The 18,835-nt window shown below is 60.3% G+C and carries 13 protein-coding genes and 1 pseudogene; 7 read left to right on the top strand and 7 right to left on the bottom strand.

Going from position 1 to position 18,835, the window contains the following annotated elements:
- Positions 1-60 precede the first annotated feature (60 nt).
- A complete protein-coding gene (locus tag ERD80_RS12100; protein WP_059012169.1) occupies positions 61-882 on the bottom strand; it encodes an alpha/beta hydrolase in 822 nt (273 codons plus the stop codon).
- Between the two features lie 215 nt (positions 883-1,097).
- Here ERD80_RS12100 and ERD80_RS12095 point away from each other — a divergent pair, with 215 nt between their 5' ends.
- A complete protein-coding gene (locus ERD80_RS12095; protein ID WP_136547055.1) occupies positions 1,098-2,687 on the top strand; it encodes an MFS transporter in 1,590 nt (529 codons plus the stop codon).
- On the opposite strand, the gene ERD80_RS12090 is transcribed toward ERD80_RS12095, so the two are convergent.
- Complete coding sequence (locus tag ERD80_RS12090; RefSeq protein ID WP_021507614.1) at positions 2,688-3,596, bottom strand: LysR family transcriptional regulator; 909 nt, start codon at positions 3,594-3,596, stop codon at positions 2,688-2,690.
- Positions 3,597-3,758: 162 nt separating this feature from the next.
- On the opposite strand from ERD80_RS12090, the gene ERD80_RS12085 reads away from it, so the two are divergent.
- The gene (locus tag ERD80_RS12085) at positions 3,759-5,627 is read left to right on the top strand and encodes an amidohydrolase (protein WP_136547053.1); all 1,869 of its coding nucleotides are present in this window, start codon (positions 3,759-3,761) and stop codon (positions 5,625-5,627) included.
- Between the two features lie 27 nt (positions 5,628-5,654).
- Here the strand turns inward: ERD80_RS12085 and ERD80_RS12080 are convergent, their stop codons facing one another.
- Complete coding sequence (locus tag ERD80_RS12080; protein ID WP_136547051.1) at positions 5,655-6,617, bottom strand: sensor domain-containing diguanylate cyclase; 963 nt, start codon at positions 6,615-6,617, stop codon at positions 5,655-5,657.
- 370 nt (positions 6,618-6,987) lie between these two features.
- Here ERD80_RS12080 and ERD80_RS12075 point away from each other — a divergent pair, with 370 nt between their 5' ends.
- From ERD80_RS12075 to uxuA, 3 genes are all read left to right on the top strand, one after another.
- Positions 6,988-10,239 carry a transporter substrate-binding domain-containing protein gene (locus tag ERD80_RS12075; RefSeq protein ID WP_136547049.1) on the top strand — a complete coding sequence of 1,084 codons (3,252 nt, stop codon included), beginning with the start codon at positions 6,988-6,990 and terminating at the stop codon, positions 10,237-10,239.
- On the top strand, positions 10,239-10,943 hold the full coding sequence (locus tag ERD80_RS12070) for a response regulator transcription factor (protein WP_104093986.1): 705 nt from the start codon (positions 10,239-10,241) through the stop codon (positions 10,941-10,943). Before ERD80_RS12075 ends, ERD80_RS12070 begins: the two co-directional genes overlap by 1 nt.
- Before the next feature lie 132 nt (positions 10,944-11,075).
- Positions 11,076-12,140, top strand: a complete 1,065-nt coding sequence (gene uxuA / locus ERD80_RS12065) for a mannonate dehydratase (protein WP_031279714.1) — start codon at positions 11,076-11,078, stop codon at positions 12,138-12,140.
- 18 nt (positions 12,141-12,158) lie between these two features.
- Here uxuA and ERD80_RS12060 read toward each other — a convergent pair.
- The 4 genes and pseudogenes from ERD80_RS12060 to ERD80_RS12045 form a co-directional block, all read right to left on the bottom strand.
- Positions 12,159-13,627, bottom strand: a pseudogene (locus ERD80_RS12060) (DHA2 family efflux MFS transporter permease subunit).
- A gap of 83 nt (positions 13,628-13,710) precedes the next feature.
- A complete protein-coding gene (locus ERD80_RS12055) occupies positions 13,711-14,751 on the bottom strand; it encodes an HlyD family secretion protein (RefSeq protein WP_136547047.1) in 1,041 nt (346 codons plus the stop codon).
- Positions 14,748-15,293 carry a helix-turn-helix domain-containing protein gene (locus ERD80_RS12050; protein WP_058780409.1) on the bottom strand — a complete coding sequence of 182 codons (546 nt, stop codon included), beginning with the start codon at positions 15,291-15,293 and terminating at the stop codon, positions 14,748-14,750. Before ERD80_RS12050 ends, ERD80_RS12055 begins: the two co-directional genes overlap by 4 nt.
- A gap of 118 nt (positions 15,294-15,411) precedes the next feature.
- Positions 15,412-16,320: a LysR family transcriptional regulator gene (locus tag ERD80_RS12045; RefSeq protein ID WP_031279716.1), complete on the bottom strand. Its 909-nt coding sequence runs from the start codon at positions 16,318-16,320 to the stop codon at positions 15,412-15,414.
- Positions 16,321-16,450: 130 nt separating this feature from the next.
- Here ERD80_RS12045 and ERD80_RS12040 point away from each other — a divergent pair, with 130 nt between their 5' ends.
- Together ERD80_RS12040 and ERD80_RS12035 are read left to right on the top strand one after the other, a co-directional pair.
- Positions 16,451-17,761, top strand: coding sequence for an MFS transporter (locus ERD80_RS12040; protein ID WP_136547046.1), 1,311 nt, complete (start codon positions 16,451-16,453; stop codon positions 17,759-17,761).
- A gap of 16 nt (positions 17,762-17,777) precedes the next feature.
- On the top strand, positions 17,778-18,835 hold a 1,058-nt coding region (locus ERD80_RS12035; RefSeq protein ID WP_136547044.1), incomplete at its 3' end, for a tartrate dehydrogenase.

Genomic DNA, 18,835 nt, shown 5'->3' with positions numbered 1-18,835 from the left:
TGTCCCCGGACTGTACACGGGCGGGAGAGGGTTAGGGTGAGGGGAAAAACGCACTCCCCCTTAATTCCCCTGCAAAAACGCCAGCAGATCCGCATTCAGCTGGTCCTGATGCGTCACCGCAAAACCGTGCGGGCCATTCTCATACACTTTCAGCTGCGAACCCGCAATCATCTCGTGCACCAGCTTACCGGTGGCTTCAAACGGCACCACCTGGTCATTACTGCCGTGGATCACCAGCGTCGGCACATCCACTTTGGCAATATCCGCACGGAAATCCGTCTCAGAGAACGCTGTCACGCAATCCAGCGTACCTTTCAGCGACGCCAGCAGCGCAATGTTCAGCGTCTGCGTCAGCACCCCATCGGAAACCGTCTGGCCCGCGTTGGTGCCGTAAAACGGCGTGGCGAACTCTTTGATAAACTGCGCACGATCCTTCAGCAAACCCGCTTTGATCCCGTCAAACACCGCTGATTCCACCCCTTCCGGGTGATCGTCGGTTTTACCAAAAATCGGGGTAACGGCGCCCAGCAGCACCAGTCCTTTCACTTTCGCGGTACCATAACGACCGATGTAGCGCGACACATCCCCGCCGCCCATCGAGAAGCCCACCAGCGTCACCTCATTCAGCTGAAGGTGCTCGATCAGGCCGTGAATATCGTCGGCAAAAGTGTCGTAATCGTAGCCTTCCCACGGCTGATCGGAGCGACCAAAGCCGCGGCGGTCAAACGCGATGACGCGATAGCCGCGCTCGGCGAGGAAATTGAGCTGGCTGTCCCACATATCGGCATCCAGCGGCCAGCCGTGGCTGAACAGCACCGGCTGCCCCTTGCCCCAGTCTTTGAAGTACAGGTTTACGCCGTCTTTAGTCTTGAATGTGCTCATGTTTTTTCTCCGTTAGTCAGTGATGTTGTGTCTGGCAATCAAACTAGCGCGGGATGCTGGAAAAACCTAAAGCAGAGATTTTGACAACTTGTGCAAAGATTTTTGCTAAGCCCTGCCGTCAAAAATCCTTGTACAAGTTGGCCGATTTTTTCCGCTATCTCCTGACGGGCGAGCTTCGTATCGTGCTCTCATCGCACACTGACAGGAACAGCCTGATGAACCAGCCAAATCCACAAACAGCGCGCAGCGGCGCGTTTTCCCCTTTCGCCTACGGGCTTTTCGCCGTGATCTGGAGCGCTTCGGTGCTCGGCAATACCGGTAGCTTTATCCGTGACGTCGCCAGCGCCTGGCTGATTACCGGACTGTCGGATAACCCAACCGCCGTCGCGCTGATGCAAACCGCCGCCACCCTGCCAGTGTTCCTGCTGGCGCTGCCGGCCGGCGTGCTGTCGGATATTGTTGACCGCCGCCGCCTGCTGATTGTGGTGCAGCTGCTGATGGCCAGCGTCAGCAGCACGCTACTGCTGCTGTCGCACAACCACTGGCTCACCGTTGAATGGCTGATCGGCCTGACCTTTGTCGGCGGCGTCGGCGCGGCGCTGTTCGGTCCGGCATGGCAGGCCATCGTGCCGGAGCTGGTACCCCGCCATGAGCTGAAAAATGCCGTCGCGCTCAACTCGCTGGGCATCAATATCGCCCGGGCGATTGGACCGGCTACCGGCGGCCTGCTGCTGGCAAGTTTAGGTGCTATGGCCGCTTACGGTGCCGATGTCGCCAGTTATTTTTTCGTCATCGCCGCGCTGCTGTGGTGGAAACGTCCGGCGAAAGCCGCTACCGCGCTGAATGAGCACTTCTTTGGCGCTTTCCGCGCCGGGCTGCGCTATGTGAAGGCCAGCCGCGAACTGCACCGCGTGCTGTTACGCGCGGCGCTGTATTTTGCCTTCGCCAGTGCCATCTGGGCGCTGCTGCCGCTGGTGGCGCGCACCATGCTGCACGGCAGCGCAGGCTTTTACGGCTTGCTGCTCGGGGCCGTCGGTGCCGGTGCTATTGCCGGCGCGCTGCTGCTGCCGCGCCTGCGTGCCCGGCTGAGCCATGATGGACTGATGCTGCTCTCCGCCGTGCTCAGCGCGCTGGTCATGGTGGCGCTGGCGCTCAGTCCGCCGCAGTGGCTGGCGCTGCTGCTGATGCTGGTACTGGGCACCGGCTGGATCATCGCGCTGACGACCCTCAACGGCGTGGCGCAGGCGGTGCTGCCCGACTGGGTGCGCGGTCGCGGGCTGGCGGTCTATCTGATGGTGTTCAACGGTACGCTGGCGGGTGGCAGTCTGGCCTGGGGGCTGATCGCCCAGCACATGGGCCTGGCACCAACGCTGATGCTGGCCGGTGCGGCGCTGCTCATCACGGCGCTGCTGGCAAAACGGCTGGCGCTGCCGACGGGCGAAGCGGATCTGCAGCCGGCGCAGCACTGGGCTGAACCGGTGGTAAGCGATGCGGTGGATATCCGCCGTGGCGCCGTACTGATCCAGATTCGCTACCGTGTTCCCCAGGCCGATCGCGCCGCTTTCCAGCACGCCATACACAAACTGGCGCAGGCGCGACGCCGTGACGGTGCCTATGCGTGGGGATTAATGGAGCAGACCGACGATGCCGGGGCGCTGCTGGAGTGGTTTATGGTGGAGTCATGGCAGGAGCATTTGCGTCAGCACCAGCGCGTGTCGCGCGCCGATGCTGAGTTACAGCAGGCGGTACTGCAGTTCCATCAGGGTGATGAACCCCCGCAGGTCAGCCATCATATTGCGCTGTGATCAGGCTGGCGCGTAGATGTCACTCAGGCCGGGCAGCGTCGGCAGGCGCTCGCGCCACCAGATAGCCGCGTTGCCGCAGGCGCTCTCATTCCACGCCAGATAGGCGATATCGCGCCGGCACTCGCTGTCCAGCTGGCGCGCCACCAGCGCACCGCTCGCCAGGTGCGGGCGCGCCAGGTAAAGCGGCAGATAACCACAGCCGAGCCCGGCGAGATGCGCCTGCAGTTTGGCCGGGAAATCATGCACGCTCAGCGTCTTCTGCTCATCCAGCACGCGTAAATCCATCCCGGCACCGTGGCGGGATGAATCATGCACCGTGACCGCGCGATACTGGCGAATCTGTTCACGCAGCAGCGGTTCGGGCTCCGCCGCCAGCGGATGGTCAGGAGCGACAGCGAACACATACTCCAGCCAGCCCAGCGGCTGGCAGACAATCTCTTTGCGCGTGGCGGGTTCCTGAACCGCGCCAAAGACAATGTCCGCTTCGCCGTAGTGCAGCGCTTCCCAGCAGCCGGCCAGCACGTCCTGACGGAACTGCAGCTGGGTGTGCGGGTGCTGCTGATAAAATTCGTCAATCAGCGGCGTGAGGATGCTGAACGGCAGCGAAGCATCCACGCTGATGGTCAGCAGACTCTCCCAGCCGCTCTCCACGTAGCGCGCCTGCTGCTCCAGCTCGTTCACCGCACGCAGCAGCGTTCGCCCTTTTTCCAGCATCAGACGGCCGGTCGGCGTGAACGTGGCGCGATGGCCGGAGCGATCGAGCAGCGTGATTTTTAAATCGCTCTCCATCTTCTGCACGGTATAGCTCAACGCCGACGCGGTTTTGAACAGTCGCGCGGCCGCAGCGGCAAAGGTGCCATGACGATCGAGCGCATCCAGAATCAGCAGCGCCTCCAGATTTAAACGCATTCCCTACCCTCCGTAAAAAAAGTTGAACGACAACGTAAAAACAATCCGTTATCAATAACTGCTGTCATTTCGTATTTTTTTCCTCATCGGCGCAAGCATTTTTAACCGCGCATTAACACGGTGGCTGAGGGCCGCTACGCTTAATTTAACGGAGAGAACAGAATGACGACCGCATCCCTGATTTTTACCAACGGTAAGTTTCACACCGTCGACCGCGCAAACCCGCTGGCCACCACCGTGGCCATCAAAGACGGCAAGTTCCTCGCCGTAGGTAGCGAAGCGGACGTCATGCGCTTTGCCGGCAGCGACACGCAAATCATCGACGCCAAAGGGCACACCGGCATTCCCGGCCTGAACGATTCCCACCTGCATCTGATTCGCGGTGGCCTCAACTACAACCTTGAACTGCGCTGGGAAGGCGTGCCGTCGCTGGCCGATGCGCTGCGTATGCTGCGCGAACAGGCCCTGCGTACGCCGTCACCGCAGTGGGTGCGCGTGGTCGGGGGCTGGAGCGAGTTCCAGTTTGCTGAGCGCCGCATGCCGACGCTGGACGAAATCAACGCCGCCGCGCCCGATACACCGGTCTTCATTCTGCATCTGTATGACCGCGCGCTGCTCAATCGCGCCGCGCTGAAAGTAGTAGGCTACACCAAAGAGACCCCCAACCCGCCGGGCGGCGAAATCCAGCGCGACAGCAATGGCAATCCGACCGGCATGCTGATCGCCCGTCCTAACGCCATGCTGCTGTACGCCACGCTGGCGAAAGGGCCAAAGCTGCCGCTGGAACAGCAGGTTAACTCGACGCGTCAGTTTATGCGTGAACTGAACCGCCTCGGTCTGACCAGCGCCATTGACGCCGGCGGCGGCTTCCAGAATTACCCGGACGATTACGACGTGATCGCCGAACTGCACGCGAAAAAGCAGCTGACGGTACGCATCGCCTATAACCTGTTCACCCAGCGTCCCGGCCACGAGCTGGAAGACTTTGAGAAGTGGACCGATATGCTGAAGCCGGGCCAGGGCACCAATTTCCTGCGCCACAACGGTGCCGGTGAAATGCTGGTGTTCTCGGCGGCGGACTTCGAAGATTTCCTCGAACCGCGCCCGGATCTGGCACCCGGCATGGAAGATGAGCTGGAGCGCGTGGTGCGCCACCTGGTGGAGCATCGCTGGCCGTTCCGCCTGCACGCCACCTATAACGAATCGATCAGCCGCATGCTGGATGTGTTTGAGAAGGTGAACCGCGACATTCCGTTCAATGGCCTGCACTGGTTCTTTGACCATGCGGAAACCATCACTGAAGCCAATATTGAGCGGGTAAAAGCGCTCGGCGGCGGGCTGGCGGTGCAGCATCGCATGGCTTTCCAGGGGGAATACTTTGTTGATCGCTACGGTAAAGAGGCCGCGAAGCAGACGCCGCCGGTGGCGCGCATGCTGGAGGCCGGCGTGCCGGTCGGCCTCGGTACCGATGCCACCCGCGTTGCCAGCTATAACCCGTGGACCGCACTGTACTGGCTGGTTTCAGGCCGTACCGTCGGCGGGATGCAGCTGTACGATGACAACGCACGCATCGACCGTGAAACCGCGCTGATGCTGTGGACCAAAGGCAGTGCCTGGTTCTCCAGCGAGCAGAGCGCCAAAGGTGAGATCAAAGTCGGCCAGCTGGCGGATCTGGTGCTGCTGTCGAAAGATTTCTTCAGCGTGCCGGAAGAGGAGATCAAAGGCATTGAATCAGTGCTGACGCTGGTGGATGGCAACGTGGTGTATGCCGCCGGCAGCTTCACGCCGCTGGCACCGCCGCCGGTGCCGGTGTTGCCGGAGTGGTCGCCGGTGGTTACCGTGCCTGGCCACTACCGCAGCGCCCCGCCGCAGACCAGCGGCCGCGCCGCGCGGATGCCGCAGGTACACCAGTGCAGCGGCCCCTGTGGCGTGCACAGCCACGCTCATGATGTCGCGCGCCAGTCATCGGTGCCGGTGTCAGACAATAACGCGTTCTGGGGTGCGCTGGGCTGTTCCTGTTTTGCGTTTTAAGTGATCAAGGGGTGCGGGCGCTGGCCCTCACCCCGCCGATATATTGCCTGCCAGGCCAAAGCCCTGCTTACCGTTTCTCTTAATCTGGTACATCGCGCCATCCGCCCGGGTCAGCGCGTCGTCGAAGCTGTCGCGCCGGTGTACCGGGGCGATACCGATCGAAGCACCAATCCGCGCATGACCATTGTCGACATCAAACGGCGTCAGTGCCGCATCCAGCAGCGCCTGCGCCAGAATGCGCACCTTGGGGTAATCAATCAAAAACGGCAGCAGCAGCACGAACTCATCGCCGCCAAGCCGCCCGACGATGGCCTCTGACGGCAGCAAATCGCGGATGCGCTGGCTGAGCTGAATCAGCACCTCGTCACCGCTGCGATGGCCGAGCGTGTCATTAACGTGCTTGAAGTTGTCGAGGTCGATAAACGCCACGCACAGCGGGCCGGCGCGTTGCAGCTGGCTAAAATGCGCCTGCAGCGCGTGGCGGTTGGGCAACGCGGTTAACGGGTCGTGATGCGCCAGCAGGGAGAGCTGGGCTTCGTAATTCTTCTCTTTGGTCATGTCGATGTGGGTGCCGGTCACTTTGAGCGGATTCCCCTGCTCGTCCCACTCGCTGACGCGTCCGCGATCCAGCACCCAGGTGATTTTGCCGTTCTTGCCGATCATACGGTGCAGCGCCTCGTAATAGGGCGCGCGTCCTTCAATATGATCGTAAAAGGCGCGCAGCACCTCATCGGCATCTTCCGGATGCAGGCACTCGCGCCAGGCATCAAAGCGCGCTTTGGTCTCTTTCGCCTGAAAGCCGAGCATCGCGCCCCAGCGCCGGTTAAAAATCACCAGCTTGCCGCTGGGAATATCCAGCTGCCACAGGCACAAGCCGGTCCCGTCCAGCGCCGCGTTCAGCTTATTACGCGCGTCGTGCGCCAGGCGCTTGAGGCGCGCATTGTGCTTTTTCAGGTTCTGAATCTGCTGGCGCAGCGCTTCTTCGGACATGGTTGATCGCTGGAGAGAAAATAAGGGCTATTTTGCCTGCACGATAGATTCTGTAAATAAAACAAATGAAAAGGCGATTAGCGTCGGAAAATTGCGCCGGGTTCAGCAGGAATGGCGAAGCAACGCGGTAATTTCAGCAAACAAAACTTACACTTACTAAAAATAGCAGCGCGCTTCGCTTCGTCGCGCCGGCGAAACCTGCCTTTCACCAGGAATTTTCTCTCCTGTTTTTAAGAAATTTCTTAAGCGCGATTTAAGTCCACTTGTATTAAGTCGCTGTTGAAGGATGCCTGACGCGCAACGTGCCGTCAGAGAAGAAGCGCCGTCATGGTGGCAGCGCGCGCAACCGGTCCAGCGAGTGAAATCATCCGTGAGTAAACGCATCCTCAGCCTCCTTCTGTTACTGGGCTTTTGCCTGTCTGCCTGGGGTGCAACCACGTTAAATTTCTCGCCGCGCTATGGTCTGGTAGCACCGGAAGTCACGCTGTCGCCGCAGAGCCAGCAGTGGCTGAAACAGCACTCTGTACTGCGCGTCGGCGTGTGGAACAACCCGCTGCCGCCCTATTCCGTGTCGTTTGAAGCCAATACCTACGAAGGACTCTCGGCCGATTATCTGGCCATTGTGGCGAAGGCGTTAAATCTGCCGGTGAAAATTAAGGTGTATAAAACCCGGCTGGAGCTGGTGGATGCGCTTAACGACGGTGAAGTCGATCTGATTCCTTACTACACGCTGGCCGCCAATCAGGATACGCAGCTGGCGCTGAGCCTGCCGTATTCACTGGCGCGCAGCGTGTTAATCAGCAAACGTAACGCGACCTTCGACAGTGAGCTGAAAAATAGCCGCTATCGTCTGCTCTATTACGGTGATGCGGAACTTAAAGCACTGCTGCACAAGCGCTATCCGCGCGCCACGCTGGCGCCGGCCGCGCCGCCGCTGTGGGCCTACACCGACACCGCGTTCAGCGAAAACACCCTGTTCTGGAGCAACAGCGCCACTCAGCGCTTTCTTTCGCATCGCGGCCTGCAGAATGTGATTGAAGCGCACAGCACGCCGTACACTAACGATGTCGACGCGCGCTTTGCCAGCAACCACGCCAATCTGCCGCTGATCGCAGCCATCGATGAAATTCTGAAAAACATTCCGCTGCGCAACGCGGTACAGATTGCGGAAGCCTGGAGCCTGGATTATCAGTCGGTGGTTAAAAACCATCCGCTGGATCTCAGCGACAAAGAGGCCGCGTGGCTGGCAGAACACCGCGAGATCACCGTTAACTACGATCCTTCGCATACGCCGTTTACCTTTACTGATAACCGCCAGCGCGTGGTCGGCCTGAGCGTGGACCTGCTGAAAATGATTTCCCAGCGTACCGGCATTCGCTTTCGCTACAATCCGATTCAGGGGTTGAGCAACATGCGCGATACGCTCAACCGCCAGCGCGATGCGATTATCGCCGTCAGCGACGCCACCGCGCAGCAGGACGACAAAATCCGCTACACCCGCTCCTACATCTACTCGTCGTGGGTAGTGGTAACCCGCAAAGACAGCCCGTGGAAAAGCTTTGATGAGATGGCGGGCAAGCGCGTCGGAATCTATGAGCGCGCCTACTATCGTTACGATTTACGTGAGCGCTGGCCGGGCATCAACTTTGTCGAAAATGGCGTGTCGATCGATTCGCTCGGTCAGCTACTCGATAAGCAGCTGGATGGCTTTATCGTGCCGTACGAGTCGTCGCTGTTTCTGCTCAACAATCACTTTAATGACAGCTTTAAGGTCGCGTTTGTCGCGCCGCTGCCGATGTTCCGCATGGCGATGGCGGTCAATGGTCAGGATCAGGTGCTGCTGTCGATCCTTAACAAAGCGCTGTCCGATATTCCGCAGCCGACCATGCAGTCGCTGATGGAGCGCTGGATCAAATACACGCCGCCCGCCACCAGCACCTCGTGGCAAAGCTATCGCAGCTATATATTGCGCATCGTCGCCGTGGCCGGGCTGGGCCTGCTGTTTTTCCTGTGGCGTAACCATCTGCTGAAAGCCTCGCTGGCCAAACAGCGCGAGCACGAGCGTGAAATCAGCGAGCAGCTGGCGCATATCGAAGCGCTGATGGCCGACCTGCGCAAAGCCAACGAAGTCGCGGTGCGCGCCAGCGAAGCGAAAAGCACTTTCCTGTCGCACATGAGTCATGAAATCCGCACGCCGCTGGCGGCGCTGATTGGCCTGCTGGAAATTGAGCATCTCGGCCAGAGTAATGACCAGCAGCGGCAGAAAAACATTGATGTCGCCTGGGAGTCGTCGCGTTCGCTGCTGTCGCTGGTGGGCGATATTCTCGACCTGGCAAAAATCGAATCCGGGCATTTCAGCGTGCAGCTGCAGCCGATGTCGCTCAGTGAAGTGGTGCGGGATTGCGAAGCGTTGTTCCGCCAGGTGGCGCTCAACAAAGGGCTGGCGCTGAATATCGTGCTGGAGCTGGAGCAGGACCAGGTGCTGTTTGACCCGGTGGCGCTGAAGCAAATTCTCTCCAATCTGGTGAGCAACGCCATCAAGTTTACCTCGCACGGCGCAGTGGAAGTGGCACTGTATCAGGCAGATAGCGCGCTGCCGGAATATGTGCTGGAGGTGAGCGACAGCGGAGTTGGCCTGTCAGAAGAGCAGCAGCAGGCGATCTTCGAACCGTTCATTCAGGTCGATCAGGGCAGCAATCGCGCCAGCGGCACCGGTCTGGGCCTGAATATCTGCCGTCGCCTGGCGGTAATGCTCGGCACCGAGCTGCACGTCGAGAGCGAACCGGGTGACGGCAGCGTGTTTATGCTGCGCTTCCGCGCGGAAGCGGCGCGTATTGAGCATGAGCAACCCGTTCTGCCGCAGCCGGTGGAGCCCGCTAAGCAGGCTGCGCTGCGCATTCTGATTGTCGATGACAACGCCACCAACCGCCTGCTGCTGGCCCAGCAGCTGCGCTACGCCGGGCATCATGTGCTGGTGGCCGACAGCGGTGCAGCCGCGCTGGCGCTGTGGCGCGAGAATCAGCCCGATCGCGTGATTACCGACTGCAACATGCCGGAGATGGACGGCTTCGAATTCACCCGCCAGCTGCGCGCCGAAGAGAAACGTCTGGTGCGACGCGCGGTGCCGGTTTACGGCCTGACAGCCATGGCGGAGGAGCGCGTGGCGCAGCTGGCGCAGGACGCCGGCATGAACGGTTGTTTGTTTAAACCGCTGGAGCGCGCGCAGCTGCTGCAGGTGATCACCGGCGCGCCGATGAACCCGACGCGCGACGATATCCTGCTGACGCTGGAAAATCTGGCGGCGAATAATCCGCAGGCGTGGCGCGATCTGGTCACCACCGCGCGCCAGCAGAACAGCTACGATCTCGCCCAGCTGACGCAGGCGGTGGCTGCGAACAATTTTGCTTCGGCGCGTCACGCCGCGCATCAGCTACTCGGCAGTGCCCGAATGCTGCGCGCCGAGGCTTTACAACATCGCTGCCGCGCCGCCGAACAGGCAGCGGAGCATCAAGATAGTGCGCTATTACAGCAGCTGCTGCCGGAGGTCGCCGGGGCGGTGGCCGAGCTGGATGCGCTGTTCCTGCGTGCCCTGGTAACGCCCATTCCTGAAGAGGTGATTTAATGAAAGAGAGCGCAATCTGGCAGATTGCCGTGCTGGACGATCATCCGCTGATCGGTAAAGCCATGCAGTACCGTTTAGCGCAGGAGCCGCAGCTCGATCTGGCCGGGGCCTTTGCCCAGCGCCAGCAGCTGATGACCTTCCTGCAGCGCCAGCCGATCGATATCCTGGTGCTGGATTACATGCTGGGTGAAGACCAGCTCGATGGGCTGCAAATGGTAAAACAGCTGCGTCTGCACTACCCGCAGTTGAAGATTCTGGTGTCGTCCGCGGTGGAGAAGCCGGCAATTGTTCAGCTATTGCTGAAAGCCGGCGTGCAGGGATTTGTCGGCAAAAGCCACGATCAGGAGGTGCTAATCGACGCCATTCATCAGATCTGTCGCGGCAAGCGTTTCCTGACGCCGGACATGATGCTGGAGCTGGATAAATTCCAGGAGAGCGACCGTGAAATGCACGACTACCTGACGCCGCGCCAGGCGGGCGACGACATTACCCTGATGCTGCGCGAGCTGAGTCCGCGCGAGATCGAGGTGATTCGCTGCTATCTGGATGGGTTGAGCATTACGCAGATCGCCGGTAAATACGCGCGCAGCCGCAAAACCATCAGCGGTCAGAAGCAAACCGCGCTGCGCAAACTGGGGCTGCGCTCGGACCTGGAACTGTTCAAGTACAAGCAATACTTCAACCAGCTGGTGACGGCGCAGTGATAAGCCGCAGCGCGGATAAACCCGGTTCTGTGACGCGGATCAAGACTTAGTCGCTGCGTAATGCTGCCTCTGTGAATTCTAGTATGGTAGTTTAACACTTATCATACAGACACGATGACGGTGGATGACATAATGCAGCTGACAATGCGGTGGTTTGGGCCGAAGGAAGACAAGGTTTCGCTGGAATATATTCGCCAGGTGCCGGGCGTACGCGGCGTGGTGGGCGCACTCTACGATGTGCCGGTGGGCGAAACCTGGCCGCAGGAGAAGATCCAGGCGCTGGTCGATCAGGTGCACGCAGCCGGACTGACAGTTGAAGTGATTGAGAGTGTTAATATTCACGACGACATCAAGATCGGCCTGCCGAGCCGCGATCGCTATATCGCTAATTATCAGCAAAGTATCCGCAACCTGGCGGCCGCCGGGGTAAAAGTGATCTGCTACAACTTCATGCCGGTGTTCGACTGGATGAAGACGGATATGAATTATGTGCTGCCGGATGGCTCCATCACCATGGCCTTCGAGAAGCAGGGCATCGATAAAAGCCTCGACGAAGTGGTGAAAGAAGTACTGGGCAGCGCCAACGGCTTCGCGCTGCCGGGCTGGGAGCCGGAACGGCTGGCAAAAGTTCAGGAGCTGTTTGCCAAATATCAGGACGTTGATGACGCGAAGCTGCGGGAAAACCTCGCCTATTTCCTCAAAGCGGTGATCCCGGTGTGCGAAGAGGTGGGCGTGAAGATGGCGATCCACCCGGACGATCCGCCGTATTCGATCTTCGGTCTGCCGCGCGTGGTGAAGAACCGCGACGATCTCGACTGGATCTGTAACGTCGTCGATTCTGAAGCCAACGGCATCACGCTGTGCACCGGATCGATTGCCGAGGATCCGCAGAACGATGTCTATGCCATTCTGGCCGAATTCTCGCGCCGCAAGCGCATCCCGTTTGCCCACGTGCGCAACATCAAGATCATCCGCGATAAAGATTTCTACGAGTGCGCGCATCCGACGGAATATGGCTCGCTGGATATGTATAAAGTGCTGCAGTCGATGTATGACAACGGCTTTGACGGCTATATCCGTTCGGATCACGGCCGCTTTATCTGGGGTGAAACCGGGCGCCCAGGCTACGGTTTGTACGACCGCGCGCTGGGCACCACTTATCTGCTGGGCCTGTGGGAAGCGCTGAGCAAGCGTTAATGGGCTACGATCTGGCGCTCACCCTTGCGGCTTTTTCAGTAACGGCACCAGCAGCGCCGCGACGAAAAAGCCTGTCATGATCAGCCAGAACGCGTCGGAAAAGGCCTGGGTGCGCGCTTCACGCAGCGTCAGCGCCGCCAGCGATTGCAGCGCGGCCGTATGCGCAGCATCCGGGCTCAGGCCGCTGGTCATCAGCGCCTGAGCGCGCCCCTGCAGAAAATCACCCAGCGTCAGGCTGGCGCTGTTGAGATGATCCGCCAGCCGGCTAAAGTGCAGGTTGGTGCGGTCGTTGAGCACCGTACCGCACAGGGCAATGCCAATCGCGCCGCCAAGGTTGCGCATCAGATTAAACAGGCCAGACGCGAGCTTCAGGCGTGCCGGTGGCAAACTGCCCAGCGTCAGCGTTACCGTGGGCGCCACGGCAAACTGCTGCGCCATACCGCGAAACGCCTGCGGGAACAGCAGCTCCTTCGCCCCCCAGTCATGGGTAATCGGCACGAAGAAATGCATCGACAGCGCAAAACAGATCAGCCCCGCCGCCAGCAAAATACGCAGATCGACGCGGTTCGCCAGCCAGGCATACAGCGGGATCGACAGAATCTGAAACACCCCGGTGGAGAAGATCGCCAGTCCAGTCTCCAGTGCGCTGAAGCCGCGCACCTGGCTGAGAAACAGTGGCGTAAGGTAAATGGTGGCGAAGATCCCTACGCCCGCCATAAACGAGAAGTAGCAGCCGAGGCTGAAGTCGCGGTCCCTGAGCGCGCGTAAATCGACGATCGGTTTGGCATGCCGCAGCGTGCGGATCACAAACAACACGCCCGCCGCCAGCGCAATCCAGCCGGTGGTGGCAATGGTGTCATCATCAAACCAGCCCCAGCGCGGCCCCTCTTCCAGCGTATATTCCAGACAGCCGAGCGCCAGCGCCAGCAGCACGATGCTGAGATAATCCGCGCCGCGCAGCAGTTCGCGGTTGGGCGCGTCAATGTTCACCAGCAGCGGAACCGCAATGGTGATGTAAATACCGGGAATGATGTTGATAAAAAACAACCAGTGCCAGCTGAAGTTATCGGTGATCCAGCCGCCAACGGTCGGGCCGAGCGTCGGCGCCAGCGACGCCAGCGCGCCGACGGTCGCGGCGGCAATCACCCGCTGCCGGCCCTGGAAAAGGCTAAGGCGGTAGTGAACACCAGCGGGATCATTGAGCCACCCGCCAGCCCCTGCAGCGCACGGAACGCGATCATGCTCTGAATGTTCCACGCCCAGCCGCACAGCAGGCTCATTAGCGTAAAGCCGCAGGCCGAGGCGGCGAACAGCCAGCGCGTAGACAGCACGCTGGCCAGCCAGCCGGAGAGCGGGATAATAATGATCTCGGCGATCAGGTAGCTGGTCTGCACCCACACGGTTTCATCATCCCCCGCCGACAGGCCACCACCAATGTCGCGCAGCGAAGCTGAGACAATCTGGATATCCAGCAGCGCGATAAACATGCCGATGCACAGGGTGGCAAAGGCGAAGACTTTCCGGCTGACCGGCATCTGCGCGGGCGCGATCGGCGCGGCGACCACGCGGCTCATTGCGCGCTGCGCTCATCGACGGTAACAGTCACCGACAGCCCCGGACGCAACAGTCCGAGCGTGGCCGCCTCGCCGTCCAGCGCAATGCGCACCGGCACGCGCTGGACGATTTTAGTGAAGTTACCGGTGGCGTTTTCCGCCGGCAGAATGCTGAAGCGCGAGCCGGTGGCCGGCGACAGGCTGGCGACATGCCCGCTGAAGGTGCGGCCTGGCAGCACGTCCGCGACAATTGTTGCCGTCTGGCCTGGCCGCATGTGCGCCAGCTGGCTCTCTTTAAAGTTGGCGTCAATCCACAGCCCCTGCGCCGGCACCAGCGACAGGAGTTGCGTGCCGCTGCTGACATACGAACCTGCCCAGGCGCGGCGATTGCCGATTACGCCATCAAACGGCGCGCGGATAGCGGTGTATTCCAGATTGAGCTGTGCCAGTACCAGGTCGGCCTGCGCCTGTGCCAGCGCGGCGTGCGTCTGCTGCTCACGCGCATCCAGCACCTGCAGCTGACGTTCGGCGACCGCGCGATCGGCACGGGTTTTGCCCTCCTGCGCCAGCGCCTGATGGTAATCGGCCTGCGCATGATCGCGAATCTGCTGCGACACCGCAGCGCTGCTCACCAGCGCGTCATAGCGGCGCTGGTCGGCGGTGGTTTTCTGCGTTACCGCTTGCGCCGCCAGCAGCGCAGCACGCGCGCCGTCGATGGTGGCCAGCTGGAGCTGGCGCGTGGCGGCGATATCCTGCAGCGCCGCCTGCTGCGCGGCGACTTCGCCCGCCGCACGGTCAACCGCCGCCCGATAGTCGCGGTTATCCAGCTGCACCAGCAGGTCGCCCTTTTTAACCGCCGCATTATCCTGCACCGCAAGCGTCTGGACATAGCCGGACACTTTGGCCGAAATCGCACTGATATCCGCGCCGACGTAAGCATCATCGGTCGCAGGCATAAAGCGCGCGCTGTGCCACCAGTAATAGCCATAGCCGGCCAGCGCCACGCCGCCGCAGGCCAGCATCAGCAGCAGTGCCGCTTTTTTCCGCGTCAGGCTCATGGTTCGTTCCCGGCCACCGTCTGCGGGGCGAATTTTTGCGCCGTATCGCCCGCGCGCTTTCTCGCCAGATACTGCTGGCGGTAGTGCATCATCGGGCTGGCCGCCGGGCCTGGCACCATCTGGTATTTGTCACTGGAGAGCGGCTGGCCGGTGGCGCTGTCGACCATTTGCGGCGTCACCGGGCGCTGAGTGGCGCTTTCAACCAGCTGCATCTGCCGCCCTTCCGGTGAAAAGTGGGTGCTGCCCCACTCGGCCAGCGCCAGTATTACCGTGCGAAAATCGCGGCCCGCCGCAGTGAGCTGGTACTCGTAGCGTGCCGGAGCGTCGCTGTAACACACCTTTTCCAGCAATCCATCCTCCACCAGCTCTTTTAGCCGGCGCGACAGAATATTGGGCGCCACGCCGCTGCTTTTCTGAAACTCATCAAAGCGGGTAAAGCCGGCCAGCGCATCGCGCATGATCAGCATGCTCCAGCCGTCGCCGACGCGTCCAAGACTGCGTGCGATAGGGCACGGCATATTACACAGAGGTTGGTTTTTCATGGGCCAGTTCCCGATGTGAAGTCGATGCGGGATACTGTGGCAGGGTAACTTTCATTTTGCAAGTCACTTGCAGAATGAAAGTAACAAACAGATCGTCAGCGCGCGTTCCGGCGCAGCCTCACAGCCTGTCGATCAATTCCTGCCGGTGGTCATGCAGCAGACGCAGCATTTCACGCAACAGCGGATCTTCGTTGCCCTTCTGCCACGCAATACTCAGCGGCAAGCCTTTGATCTGCTCAGGTAACGTCAGCGCGATATAGCGCACGCTGTCGCTGTTCATGGTGCGATAAGAGGCTGGCACCACCGCCAGACCGAGGCCGGCGGACACCAGGCTGAGAATGGTTTGCTTCTCTTCGGCATATTGCGCGATATGTGGCGTCAGGCCGGCCTGCTTAAACAGGCTGATGGTGAGATCGTGGCTGTGCGGTCGGGTGCGGCGGTCGGGAATGATCATGGCTTCATGCTGAAAATCTGCCACCGTCACCTGCGCTTTATCCGCCAGCGGATGCGTCAGCGGCACTGCCAGCACGCAACTTTCGCGGGTAATAAAACGCAGCGCCAGTGACGCATCCATGCGCTGCGGCGCGCGGATAATAATCATATCCAGCCAGCCGGATTTTAATTTGGGAATCAGGTTAAGGGTTTTATCTTCGATAATATGGATATCGCTCAGCGGATGACGCGGCACAAATAAATTCAGCAGTGCCGGAACTAAACCGCGCGCGGCGCTATCGATAGCGCCAATGCGTAATGTCCGGCGTTCATCTTTTAATCCGCCTTTAAAACGCAGCGCCAGCGCATCAAACTGATCGATCAGTTTTCCCGCTTCGTCAAAAAACAGGGCTCCCTCAGCGGTTAATGAAACATTGCGCGTTGAGCGGTTTAACAGGCGCACGCCGAGATCCTCTTCCAGCAGGCGAATAAAGCGGGAAAGTGATGCAGGCATCATTTCCATACTTTGTGCCGCCCGACCGAAATGCAGTTCTTTACCCACCGCGACAAAACAACGCAATTGATTTATATCCACATTTTCCTCACCGCACGATTATTCAAATAGTTTATATAATCCACGCCTGATGATCGCGCAATACAAACCTGCATACTGCATTCGACAACCAGAAAATAATACTACCCTACACAATCTGGAGCACTTTAATATGAACTCTCACCTCGAAAAAAGGGTGATGCGTAAAGTGACGTTGCGCATTGTGCCCTTCATCATGCTGCTCTATTTCATCGCGTTTCTCGATCGCGTCAATATTGGTTTTGCCGCGTTAACCATGAATCAGGATTTAGGTTTCTCGCCCACGGTATTTGGTTTTGGCGCCGGGATCTTTTTCCTCGGCTATTTTCTGTTTGAAGTCCCGTCGAATTTAATTTTGCACAAAGTGGGCGCACGCATCTGGATCGCCCGCGTGATGATCAGCTGGGGATTGGTCTCCGGCTGCATGGCGCTGGTGCAGGGCACCACCAGCTTCTACGTCCTGCGCTTTCTGCTCGGCGTGGCGGAAGCCGGCTTCTTCCCGGGCATCATTCTCTACCTCAGCTACTGGTTCCCGGCGGCGAAGCGCGCGCAGGTTACCGCCATCTTCATGGCCGCCGCCCCGCTCTCTACCGCGCTCGGCTCGCCGGTCTCTGCGGCGCTGCTGGAGATGCACGGTCTGCTGGGCTACGCCGGCTGGCAGTGGATGTTCGTGTTAGAAGCGATTCCGGCGTTACTGCTGGGCATCGTGGTGCTGTTTTTCCTCACCGACCGTCCGGCGCAGGCTAAATGGCTGAACGCAGAGGAGCGGCGCTGGCTGCAGGAGACCATGCAGGCTGAAGAGCAGGCGCGGTCGACGCAGCACGGCCACAGCAGCGCCTGGCGCGGGCTGGCGGACAAGCGCGTACTGGCCCTGGCGCTGGTGTACTTCGGCACCTCGGCCGGGCTGTACACGCTGGGAATCTGGTCACCGCAAATCATCCGCAGCTTCGGCGCCTCCTCACTGGAAATCGGCTTCCTCAACGCTTTCCCGGCGGTGATCGGCGTGATCGGCATGATCCTGTGGGCACGTCACTCCGATCGTCGTGGCGAGCGCAGCTGGCACGTCATTGGCGCCTGTTTACTCGCTGCCGCCGGGTTGATTTACGCCGGCAACGTCAGCACGCTGCTGGCGGTGATTATTGCGCTGACGCTGGTCACGGTCGGCATCAGCGCCTCCAAGCCGCCGCTGTGGAGCATGCCGACGCTGTTTCTCAGTGGGCCGGCCGCGGCCGCCGGCATCGCCACCATTAATTCCATCGGCAACCTCGGCGGTTTTGTCGGCCCGATGATGATTGGCGTGATCCGCCAGCAAACCGGCAGCTACACCTGGGGACTCTATTTCGTCGCCGCGCTGCTGGCGTTGTCCGCGCTCATCGTGCTGATTCTCGCCGCGCACACGCCAAAACCGCAAAGCGCCGATCTGCCTCATCCTCATACCCATTAATTGACTGGAGAACACGATGCGTAACTACAAAATTGCCGCGATTCCGGCAGACGGTATTGGCCCGGAAGTGATTTCGGCTGGCGTTGAGGTGCTGCAGGCGCTGACGCGGCACGATGAACAGCTGACGTTTGACGTGCAGACCTTTGACTGGGGCTCGGATTACTACAAACAGCACGGCGTGATGATGCCGGAAGATGGCCTGCAGACGCTGAAGCAGTTTGATGCCATCTACTTTGGCGCGGTGGGCGCGCCGGACGTGCCGGATCACATCACGCTGTGGGGGCTGCGCCTGCCGATTTGTCAGGGCTTCGATCAGTACGCCAACGTGCGGCCCACCAAAATTCTGCCGGGCGTGACCTCGCCGCTGCGCAACCGTGGACCGGGCGATCTTGACTGGGTCATCGTGCGCGAGAACTCGGAAGGGGAATACTCCGGCAACGGCGGCCGTGCGCACCGCGGCCTGCCAGAAGAGGTGGGCACTGAAGTGGCGATTTTCACCCGCGTCGGCGTGACGCGCATCATGCGCTACGCCTTTAAACTGGCGCAGTCGCGGCCGCGCAAACTGCTGACGGTGGTGACCAAATCCAATGCCCAGCGGCACGGCATGGTGATGTGGGATGAAATTGCGGCGGAAGTGGCGCAGGAGTTTCCGGATGTGCAGTGGGACAAGATGCTGGTGGATGCCATGACGCACCGCATGACGCTGCACCCGCAATCGCTGGATACCATTGTCGCCACTAACCTGCATGCGGATATTCTCTCCGACCTCGCCGGCGCGCTGGCCGGCAGTCTCGGCGTCGCGCCAACCGCCAATATCGATCCGGAGCGGCGTTTTCCGTCGATGTTCGAACCGATTCACGGCTCGGCGTTTGATATCACCGGCAAAGGCATCGCTAACCCGATCGCCACCTTCTGGACTGCGGTGCAGATGCTGGAACATCTGGGCGAACGCAACGCGGCCGCGCTGATAATGCAGGGCATTGAGAACGTGTGCGCGGCGGGCATTCTGACGCCGGACGTCGGCGGCAGCGCCACCACCGCTGACGTGACGCGCGCGCTGGTGCAGTTTATTGA

Source organism: Pantoea sp. R102 (assembly GCF_004916815.1).
GTDB classification, from domain to species: Bacteria; Pseudomonadota; Gammaproteobacteria; order Enterobacterales; family Enterobacteriaceae; genus Pantoea; species Pantoea dispersa.
The sequence above is the reverse complement of the archived record's forward strand: the minus strand, read 5'-3'. Positions and strand labels throughout refer to the sequence as shown.

What these genes read in the sequence shown, in the direction of transcription:
- ERD80_RS12100 (WP_059012169.1), bottom strand. Translation starts at nt 882, where the DNA reads ATGAGCACATTCAAGACTAAAGACGGCGTAAACCTGTACTTCAAAGAC.
- ERD80_RS12095 (WP_136547055.1), top strand. Translation starts at nt 1,098, where the DNA reads ATGAACCAGCCAAATCCACAAACAGCGCGCAGCGGCGCGTTTTCCCCT.
- ERD80_RS12090 (WP_021507614.1), bottom strand. Translation starts at nt 3,596, where the DNA reads ATGCGTTTAAATCTGGAGGCGCTGCTGATTCTGGATGCGCTCGATCGT.
- ERD80_RS12085 (WP_136547053.1), top strand. Translation starts at nt 3,759, where the DNA reads ATGACGACCGCATCCCTGATTTTTACCAACGGTAAGTTTCACACCGTC.
- ERD80_RS12080 (WP_136547051.1), bottom strand. Translation starts at nt 6,617, where the DNA reads ATGTCCGAAGAAGCGCTGCGCCAGCAGATTCAGAACCTGAAAAAGCAC.
- ERD80_RS12070 (WP_104093986.1), top strand. Translation starts at nt 10,239, where the DNA reads ATGAAAGAGAGCGCAATCTGGCAGATTGCCGTGCTGGACGATCATCCG.
- uxuA (WP_031279714.1), top strand. Translation starts at nt 11,076, where the DNA reads ATGCAGCTGACAATGCGGTGGTTTGGGCCGAAGGAAGACAAGGTTTCG.
- ERD80_RS12055 (WP_136547047.1), bottom strand. Translation starts at nt 14,751, where the DNA reads ATGAGCCTGACGCGGAAAAAAGCGGCACTGCTGCTGATGCTGGCCTGC.
- ERD80_RS12050 (WP_058780409.1), bottom strand. Translation starts at nt 15,293, where the DNA reads ATGAAAAACCAACCTCTGTGTAATATGCCGTGCCCTATCGCACGCAGT.
- ERD80_RS12040 (WP_136547046.1), top strand. Translation starts at nt 16,451, where the DNA reads ATGAACTCTCACCTCGAAAAAAGGGTGATGCGTAAAGTGACGTTGCGC.